Here is a 683-nt window from a genome sequence, read left to right as displayed (position 1 = left end):
GATACCAATCAAGCAGGTGAAGACAGTCGTAATGTGGCGAGGAATGCTCTATTACTTGCAGGATTACCAGTCACTGTGCCGGGCCAAACAGTAAACCGCCTATGTGCTAGTGGTTTAGGTGCTGTGATTGACTCGGCACGTGCCATTACTTGTGGTGAAGGTGAACTCTATATCGCAGGTGGTGTAGAAAGTATGTCACGTGCTCCCTTTGTGATGGGTAAAGCAGAAAGTGCTTATAGCCGTGATGCAAAAATTTATGACACCACCATTGGCTCTCGCTTTCCAAATAAAAAAATTATTGCTCAGTACGGCGGTCATTCAATGCCTGAAACAGGTGATAACGTTGCAGCCGATTTTGGTATTAGCCGTGAGCAAGCAGACTTATTTGCAGCCCAATCACAAGCTAAATATCAAAAAGCTAAAGAAGAAGGTTTCTTTGCCGATGAAATTACGCCAATTGAAGTTTTCCAAGGCAAAAAATTACCCCCTAAACTCGTTTCAGAAGATGAACACCCTCGCCCAAGTTCAACTGTTGAAGCACTCACAAAGTTAAAACCGCTATTTGAAGGTGGTGTTGTCACTGCTGGTAATGCCTCAGGTATTAATGATGGTGCAGCAGCACTTTTGATTGGTTCAGAAGCAGCGGGTCAAAAATATGGCCTAAAACCAATGGCAAAAATCTT

General features: G+C 43.6%; 1 pseudogene. It reads left to right on the top strand.

The window, feature by feature from the left end:
• Positions 1–683 (top strand): annotated as a pseudogene (locus UC75_RS19565) (3-oxoadipyl-CoA thiolase); the annotation flags it as partial.

The sequence above is a fragment of the Acinetobacter sp. V2 genome (genome assembly GCF_001188385.1).
Classification (GTDB): domain Bacteria; phylum Pseudomonadota; class Gammaproteobacteria; order Pseudomonadales; family Moraxellaceae; genus Acinetobacter; species Acinetobacter oleivorans.
Note: the sequence above shows the minus strand (reverse complement) of the source record. Positions and strands in the feature narration are given on the sequence as shown.